This window comes from Leptospira ainlahdjerensis (assembly GCF_016919175.1).
Lineage (GTDB): Bacteria > Spirochaetota > Leptospiria > Leptospirales > Leptospiraceae > Leptospira > Leptospira ainlahdjerensis.
Genome location: NZ_JAFFPU010000009.1, coordinates 1 through 253 on the forward strand (window position 1 = coordinate 1; position 253 = coordinate 253).

Here is a 253-nt window from a genome sequence, read left to right on the forward strand (position 1 = left end):
GTTGGCTATTTCGCTCTCTACGGATCGCTGTTTTTCCAACTTCGTTGGAAGCCACTCACTTCGCTTCCGCTGTTCGTTGGCTATTTCGCTCTCTACGGATCGCTGTTTTTCCAACTTCGTTGGAAGCCACTCACTTCGCTTCCGCTGTTCGTCGGCTATTTCGCTCTCTACGGATCGCTGTTTTTCCAACTTCGTTGGAAGCCACTCACTTCGCTTCCGCTGTTCGTTGGCTATTTCGCTCTCTACGGATCGC

The 253-nt window shown here is 51.4% G+C and carries 1 protein-coding gene; it reads left to right on the forward strand.

Going from position 1 to position 253, the window contains the following annotated elements; all coding sequences use genetic code 11:
• The coding region (locus JWG45_RS02080; protein WP_205278135.1) for a hypothetical protein at positions 1-253 on the forward strand (253 nt) is incomplete at both ends.